This is a genomic window from Kitasatospora sp. NPDC056783, assembly GCF_042789895.1.
Classification (GTDB): domain Bacteria; phylum Actinomycetota; class Actinomycetes; order Streptomycetales; family Streptomycetaceae; genus Kitasatospora.
Window position 1 is genome coordinate 1 of record NZ_JBHUAF010000452.1, and the last position, 6,462, is coordinate 6,462.

At 75.9% G+C, this 6,462-nt stretch carries 9 protein-coding genes; 4 read left to right on the forward strand and 5 right to left on the reverse strand.

The annotated features are described in order from the left end of the window. Positions 1-209 precede the first annotated feature (209 nt). Both ACFRMQ_RS36515 and ACFRMQ_RS36520 read right to left on the reverse strand, forming a co-directional pair. Positions 210-644, reverse strand: coding sequence for a hypothetical protein (locus tag ACFRMQ_RS36515; RefSeq protein WP_380735140.1), 435 nt, complete (start codon positions 642-644; stop codon positions 210-212). 100 nt (positions 645-744) lie between these two features. Beyond that, a complete protein-coding gene (locus ACFRMQ_RS36520) occupies positions 745-1,302 on the reverse strand; it encodes a GNAT family N-acetyltransferase (RefSeq protein ID WP_380735142.1) in 558 nt (185 codons plus the stop codon). Positions 1,303-1,622: 320 nt separating this feature from the next. On the opposite strand from ACFRMQ_RS36520, the gene ACFRMQ_RS36525 reads away from it, so the two are divergent. Together ACFRMQ_RS36525 and ACFRMQ_RS36530 are read left to right on the forward strand one after the other, a co-directional pair. Beyond that, entirely contained in the window at positions 1,623-2,108 is a 486-nt protein-coding gene (locus tag ACFRMQ_RS36525) for an ATP-binding protein (protein ID WP_380735143.1), read from the forward strand. A gap of 201 nt (positions 2,109-2,309) precedes the next feature. Next, positions 2,310-2,687 carry a hypothetical protein gene (locus ACFRMQ_RS36530; protein WP_380735144.1) on the forward strand — a complete coding sequence of 126 codons (378 nt, stop codon included), beginning with the start codon at positions 2,310-2,312 and terminating at the stop codon, positions 2,685-2,687. A 91-nt stretch (positions 2,688-2,778) separates the two neighbouring features. Here ACFRMQ_RS36530 and ACFRMQ_RS36535 read toward each other — a convergent pair whose 3' ends face one another. After that, positions 2,779-3,264: a hypothetical protein gene (locus ACFRMQ_RS36535; protein ID WP_380735145.1), complete on the reverse strand. Its 486-nt coding sequence runs from the start codon at positions 3,262-3,264 to the stop codon at positions 2,779-2,781. Positions 3,265-3,294: 30 nt separating this feature from the next. Further along, positions 3,295-3,933, reverse strand: coding sequence for a DUF4937 domain-containing protein (locus tag ACFRMQ_RS36540; RefSeq protein ID WP_380735146.1), 639 nt, complete (start codon positions 3,931-3,933; stop codon positions 3,295-3,297). A gap of 152 nt (positions 3,934-4,085) precedes the next feature. On the opposite strand from ACFRMQ_RS36540, the gene ACFRMQ_RS36545 reads away from it, so the two are divergent. Both ACFRMQ_RS36545 and ACFRMQ_RS36550 read left to right on the forward strand, forming a co-directional pair. Continuing rightward, entirely contained in the window at positions 4,086-5,132 is a 1,047-nt protein-coding gene (locus ACFRMQ_RS36545; RefSeq protein ID WP_380735147.1) for a GlxA family transcriptional regulator, read from the forward strand. Beyond that, complete coding sequence (locus ACFRMQ_RS36550; protein WP_380735148.1) at positions 5,129-5,881, forward strand: MBL fold metallo-hydrolase; 753 nt, start codon at positions 5,129-5,131, stop codon at positions 5,879-5,881. The genes ACFRMQ_RS36545 and ACFRMQ_RS36550 overlap by 4 nt, the downstream gene beginning before the upstream one ends. A gap of 57 nt (positions 5,882-5,938) precedes the next feature. Here the strand turns inward: ACFRMQ_RS36550 and ACFRMQ_RS36555 are convergent. Beyond that, positions 5,939-6,462 (reverse strand): GntR family transcriptional regulator (locus ACFRMQ_RS36555; protein WP_380735149.1); only part of this gene is annotated, 524 nt, incomplete at its 5' end.

Sequence of the window (6,462 nt, forward strand, 5' to 3'; positions counted from 1 at the left end):
GAGTGGAGGGGCGTCGGGGTGCGGCTGCGCGCAGCCGACGGGCAGCAGGGAGAACAGGCCGAGCAGCAGCGCGGCCAGGAGCCGAACGGGCATGACGGGACTCCGCGCGGCCGCCCGGGGCGGCAGCGGATCGGCGAGAACGGGGAGGGGGCGCGGGCAGGGGCGCCGACCCGCACCGCGAGGCGGGGCAGGGGCGGGCCCGGGCCGGTCTAGACCCTCAGTCGCGCGATCCGGTGGGGGAGTCGGGACGGTCTGGCCGTGGGGCTGTCGTCGGCCGGGATCACCGGACCGGTCGCCGGCGCGGCCTCCGCGCGGGCGGGCTGGGCGACGGCCGCCGGGCAGGCGGCCTCGGTGCCCGGGCCGTCCTCGGGCTTCCCGGACAGGCACTCGCTGCCGGGGTGTTCGTCGTCCTCGTCGTGGTCCTGCTGGTGCGCGGGGTGGGTGGTGTGCGGGTCGTCGGCGGTCGCCGGGGCCGGCGCGGACCAGACGATCCGGAACGGATCGGTGTGCCCGGCGCCGTTCTCCGCACCGAGTCCGTGCGACACGAACACGGCCGCCAGCAGGGCGCCCAGCCAGAACAGCCGCGCCGCCACCCCTCGGGGGCGGGCGCGTCGTGCACGCAACGGCGACCGGGCGGTGACCATGCCGTGATCCTAGCCCGACTTCCGGCGTCGTCGTAGTGGGCCTCGGTTGATGTGATGAACCGTCAAATCGCTGTGCGGTGAAGGGTTCGTGCGGATCCGCTCAGACGAACCGGGCCTGCTCCCGGGTCAGCCGCCAGACCAGCTCCTCGCCGGTCTCGGCCGGGGCGAGCGCCTCGGCGGCGCGGCACAGGTGCTCGGTGAAGCCGAGCCGGGCCGGAACGGCGCCGCCGGCCCGGTTGGCCGGGTCGTGCACGATCTCGACGCACTCCACCCCGGGGAGGCGGAAGGCCTCGTCGGTCAGGGCCCGCGCCGTCCGGGTGGCCAGCCCACGCCCGGTGGCGGCAGGGTGCAGCCAGTAGCCGATCTCCCGGACGTCCTCCGGGGTGTCCTCGCGCCGGAACAGCCCGCAGGCGCCGACGATCGCGCCGTCCCGGGTGATCGCGTACGTGAAGTCCCGCCCGCTCGCCCAGAGCCCCGGACGCTCGGCGAGGAACTCGGCGGTCCTGGCCGGGCTGTGCTCGGCCACCCAGGGCATCCAGGGCCGCAGGTGTTCGAGCGACTCCTCGATGACGGCGAGGAACTCGGGCAGGTCCACCGCGGCGTCGAAGCGGCGCAGGGTCAACCCGTCCAGGGCGATGACGTGCTGGGGAAGGTCCATGCACGGAAGGATGGTCCGTACGCCACTCGTGCGGCAAAGGGTTTGTGCCGGCCGTGACGGACCGGGCAGGCGTGCCCCGGCGCGTGTGGTCCGGCGGCTCCCGGGCAGACGCGGGGCATGGACGACCGACGGACGGTGCTCCCGCCCGTACCCGCGGTGCCCACGGGTACGGCCGTCGGCGCGGCCCGGAACGGTGCGCGCGATGACGGGCACGACGGTGCCCCGCGGGTCCACCCCGACCCGCGCTCGACACCGGTGGCAGGCGAGTGCGGCCCGGGCGGGCCCGCCGCACCACCCGGGCGGGTCTGAGGAGGGCGGCCGTGGACCGTCCCGCGAACGGAGGGCCGCCGGGCCGGGAGCGGACCAGGCGACTGGCTCTGGAGGGCCGGGACGGCGCGGTGCGGCGCAGCCGCGAGTTCAGCCGGCGGGCGCTGGTGTCCTGGCACTGGCTGCCGGCCGTGGACGCCGTCCGCCGGGCGGCAGCCGAGGACGTGCTGCTGATGGTCTCCGAACTGGTCGCCAACGCCTGCCTGCACGCCCGCGGCGGCCCGCGCGAGCTGCGGCTCTCCTGGAACGGCGCCCGGCTGCGGGTGGAGGTCGCGGACGACAGCCCCGTTCCGCCGCGGCTGCGGCCGTCAGCCGGGCCCGGGCGGCCCGGCGGGCACGGTCTGCGGGTGGTGGACCGGCTCGCGCGGGCCTGGGGCTCGCTGCCGGAGGACGGCGGGAAGTCGGTCTGGCTGGAGGTCGCGCGCCCGTCGGCCCTGCCCTCCGCGCGTCGGGCCGGGCAGCGGGAGCGGCCGGGCTGAGCACCGTACGGGACCTGCCCGCCGGGCTTCCGGCCGGCCGTGGCGGAAGGGCGCGAGGCGGGAGCGCCGGGCGCCGATCCGTCACCGGGTTCCGCCCCGGGTTCCGCCCCGGGTTCCTCTCCGGCCGTTACGGGCCGCCCGCGGTGGGTAGGCGCGCACCCACGCGGGGGGTCGATCGAGACCAGGACGGAAGGGATCCCCATGCTGTTGCTGGGACTTCTGCTGATGGCGGCGTCCGGCGCGTTCGTCGGACTGCTGATCGCGGACAACCTCTCCGGTGGGCCCGACTACCAGGCGACGATCTTCGGCACCGACCTGGTGACGCTGAACAGCCTGAGCATCTTCCTCGCCGGGCTGGCCCTGGGCCTGATCTTCTGCCTCGGCCTCGCGATGATGTGGCTGTCCCGCCGGGCCCCGCGCCGGGCCCGGCGGGTCGGTACGGCTGCCGCCGCGGACCGGCCGGTCCGGCACTCCGCGCCGGTGGACGGTCCGCCGCACGGCCCCGCCGGGATGGCCGCACCGCCGGAGGAGCGGGGCGCCGAGCAGGGCGGCCGGAGCCGGCACCTGTTCGGACACTGAGCACCGGCCCGCCGGGAGGGACCACGCGCGCTGAATCCGGGCAGCATGGATCTGGCCCGCCGTGACCGGCAGAAGTGCCACGGTGGTGGCCTCAGTCCGGCAGGCAGGACTCCTCGCCGATCGCGGCCAGGAGCTCGATGGGGAGTTCCCGGTCGGCCTGGGCGGTGGTCAGGCCCACCCAGCGCCCGGTGGACGGCACCCGCCACACCGGGAGGTGGAAGACCATCTGCGCCAGGGAGACCAGGGGCTCGGGCCCGGCGGTGTCGGGGAGGTCCGGCTGGTCGTAGCCGAGGTGGGCCCAGAGGTCGAGCGTGGTCGGGCCGCCCCAGCGGGCGGTCAGGACGTCGGTGAGGGCGGTGAGGTCGGCCTCGATCTCCTCCTCGGCCGCGGTGAGGGGCTCGAGGTCGGGGGCGTCCCGGAAGTCGCGGCTGGCCCGGAGCACGGCGATCCGGTGGCCGGGGCCGCCCCAGCCGTGCTCGGTCTTCGTGTCCTCCCGCTCGGGGAACGGGGCGGCGATCAGGGAGTCGATGACGGACAGCTGGTCTTCGACGGAACCTACGGAGCGCGGCAGTGACATGGCCCCGGAGTCTAGGGCGTCTCCGGTCGGTCAGAGCGGCCGGGCGGGCAGGACCAGCCAGGACGGTTCGAGGGGGAGCAGCTGCCCGGTGAGGGTGTGGACGTCGGTGGGGACGGCGGCGCGGGGGAGCAGGGCGGGGAGGTGGTGGGTGGTGTAGGCGTGGTGGGCGGCGGGGGTGGTCCAGAGGCTGGTGACGAGGTAGCGGTCGGCGGCGAGGCGGGTGACGGCGCCGCCGAGCATGCCGGCGGCGGCCATGCCCGGGGCCCAGAGGCGGCGTTGGACGTCGAGGAAGTGGTCGGCGCGGCCGGGGTGGAGGCGGCAGTCGGCGGCCCGCAGGACGGTGGCTCGGTTGAGGGCGTCGGGCAGTGACGGGGCCGCGCCCGGCATGGTGAGGACGACCGGGCCGGTGGCGACCTCGATGGCCGTGTGGGCGTGGTGCCGGCCGGCCAGTGCGGCGGTGTGGTCGTGGCGCTCGCCCATGAAGCGGGTGTAGGCGGCTTCGTCGGCCCACAGGGCGAGCAGGAGGGCCCGGTCGGCGCCGGGTGTCCAGCCGCCGGTCTGGCCGACCAGGCCCGGCTGGTCGGAGATCGCCGACCAGCGGCGCTGGCCGGCGGCGAACGCCTCACGTGCCGCGGGCCGTACCCGGCAGTCGATCCACTTTCCCCACATGCGGGCCATCATGCCGGGGGGAGGCGGCGGGGCGTCAATCGGGCGGTGGTCGCGGGGGCGGTCGGTCCGACGTCGTAGGCCCCGGCGCCGTGGCCGGATGTTGCAGAGTCCCGTCATTGCCGCCAAGGGTGCCGTCGGGCGAGGCTGGGGGCATGGACGACGTACCCCGCCTGCCCCATCTGGTCGTGATCCCGGTGTTCCCCGGGGTGAACGCGCTGGACGTGACCGGGCCGGCCGAGGTCCTCGCGCTGGCCGGACGGCTGCTGCCGCCCGGGCGGCCCGGGTACGAGGTCCGGGTGTGCGCGGAGCGGGCCGGTCCGGTGGAGACCTTCTCGGGCGTGCCGCTGTACGTGAGCGGGACGCTGGCCGAGGCGCGGGTGCGGCCGGACACGGTGCTGGTGCCGGGCCGGGTGGACCTGGGGCCGGACGGGCCGGTGCCGAGGGTGGACCCGGCGGTGGTCGCCTGGCTGCGGGAGGCCGGGCCTCGGGCCGGGCGGGTCGCCTCGGTCTGCGCGGGTGCGCACGTGACGGCCGCGGCGGGGCTGTTGGACGGGCACCGCGCGACCACCCACTGGGCGACCGCGGAGCGGCTGGCCGCCGACCATCCGGCCGTCGAGGTGGACGCCGACCCGGTGTTCGTCCGCTCCGGGCGGATGTGGACCAGCGCGGGCCTGACCACCTCGATGGACCTCACCCTCGCCCTGGTCGCCGAGGACCACGGCGACGACCTGGCGCTGGAGATCGCCCGGATCATGGTGATGTACCTCCAACGCCCGGGAGGACAGAGTCAGTTCAGTGTCCCGCTGGCCCACCGAGCGGGCGGCAGGGCGGACCTGCGGGGCCTGCGCGGCTGGATCGGCGAGCACCTGGACGACGACCTGTCGGTCCCCGCGCTCGCCGGGCGGCTCGCCATGAGCGAGCGGAACTTCGCGCGGGTCTTCCGCGCGGAGACCGGCACCACCCCGGGGACGTACGTCGAGGAGCTGCGCCTGGAGGCGGCCCGCCGGCTGCTGGAGCGCAGCGACCACCCGCTGCCGGGCGTCGCCCGCGCCTGCGGCTTCGGCTCCGTGGAGACCTTGCACCGGGTGTTCCGGGACCGGCTCTCGACCACGCCGGGGGAGTACCGGCGCCGGTTCCGGATTCCCGGCTCCGGAGAACCGATCGACAGTCAATTCATCGACATGGAAGGCACCTTGTGAAGATCAAGGCGACGCACATCGGAACCGCGACCGTCCTGCTGGAGGTCGGCGGCCTGAGGCTGCTCACCGATCCGGTCTTCGACCCGGCCCCCGCCGAGTACCGGCACGACCCGGTGGTGCTGCGCAGCACCGGCGGCCCGGCGGTCGGCGTGCACGAACTGCCCGCGGTGGACGCCGTGCTGCTCAGCCACGACGAGCACCCCGACAACCTGGACGCCACCGGCCGCACCCTGCTGGCCGGGCGCCCGGTGCTGACGACGGTCAGCGGTGCGGCGCGGCTCGGCGGCGGGGCGCTCGGGCTGGCGCCGTGGCAGACCCGCGACCTGACCGTGTCCGGCCGGACCCTGCGGGTGACGGGCACGCCCGGTGTGCACGGACCGGTCGGGGACGTCACCGGCTTCGTGGTCGAGGTGCCCGGCGAGCAGGAGGCGCTGTACGTATCGGGTGACACCGTCCACATCCCCGAACTGGACGAGGTGGGGCGGAGGTTCAGGATCGGGACGGCCGTGCTGCACCTGGGCGCCGCCCGGATCGAGGCCTTCGGCGGCGGTGGGCTGATCACCATGGACGCGGCGCAGGCGGCGGCGCTCACGGCCTCGCTCGGCGCCCGCCGGGTCGTCCCCGTCCACTACGCCTCGTGGGAGCACTTCACCGAGGGGCGGGCGGAGACCGCCGAGCGGTTCGCGGTGGCGGGCCTGGCCGACCGGCTGCACTGGCTCACCCCGGGCGTCGCCGAACTGCTCGACTGACGGCGGGGTGTGGTCGGGGCGTGGCCCGGGCCCGGTCGGGATGCGGCCGGGCCCGGGTCAGCGCGCGGCGACCGGGGGCAGGCGGTCCAGGATGCGTTCCATGCCGCTGGTCCAGTTGGCCTCCAGCGCGGCGACGGCCCGGTCGAGGTCGCCGTCCAGCAGGCACTGGGCGATCCGTTCGTGCTCCTCGGCGGCGCGTTCCAGGATCTCGTGGTCGCCGACCACCACCCGCTCGTAGCGGTGCAGGGTGAGCTTCAGCGAGTCGATCATCTCGCGCAGCCGGGTGTTGGCGCAGCCGGAGAGCAACAGGGCGTGCCAGGCGTCGTCGTAGCGCTCTATCGTGCCGTGCGGCGCCTGCGGGGCGGAGAAGGCGCGGGCCTCGGCCAGCAGCCGGGGGGCGATCCCGGCGAGGTGGGCCGGGTCGGAGGTCCGCAGCGCCAGCGACTCCAGGGCGATCACGATCGCGGTGAGGTCGCGGAACTCCCGCTTGCCGGTGGGGGAGAAGCGGAAGCCCTTGCCGCGCTCGCTGGTGATGATGCCCTCGCGCTCCAGGCTGATCAGGGCCTCGCGCAGGGGGGTCC

Excerpts from the sequence above, each read along its gene's own strand:
- ACFRMQ_RS36520 (WP_380735142.1), bottom strand. The coding sequence starts at position 1,302 with ATGGACCTTCCCCAGCACGTCATCGCCCTGGACGGGTTGACCCTGCGC.
- ACFRMQ_RS36545 (WP_380735147.1), top strand. The coding sequence starts at position 4,086 with ATGGACGACGTACCCCGCCTGCCCCATCTGGTCGTGATCCCGGTGTTC.
- ACFRMQ_RS36530 (WP_380735144.1), top strand. The coding sequence starts at position 2,310 with ATGCTGTTGCTGGGACTTCTGCTGATGGCGGCGTCCGGCGCGTTCGTC.
- ACFRMQ_RS36515 (WP_380735140.1), bottom strand. The coding sequence starts at position 644 with ATGGTCACCGCCCGGTCGCCGTTGCGTGCACGACGCGCCCGCCCCCGA.
- ACFRMQ_RS36535 (WP_380735145.1), bottom strand. The coding sequence starts at position 3,264 with ATGTCACTGCCGCGCTCCGTAGGTTCCGTCGAAGACCAGCTGTCCGTC.
- ACFRMQ_RS36540 (WP_380735146.1), bottom strand. The coding sequence starts at position 3,933 with ATGTGGGGAAAGTGGATCGACTGCCGGGTACGGCCCGCGGCACGTGAG.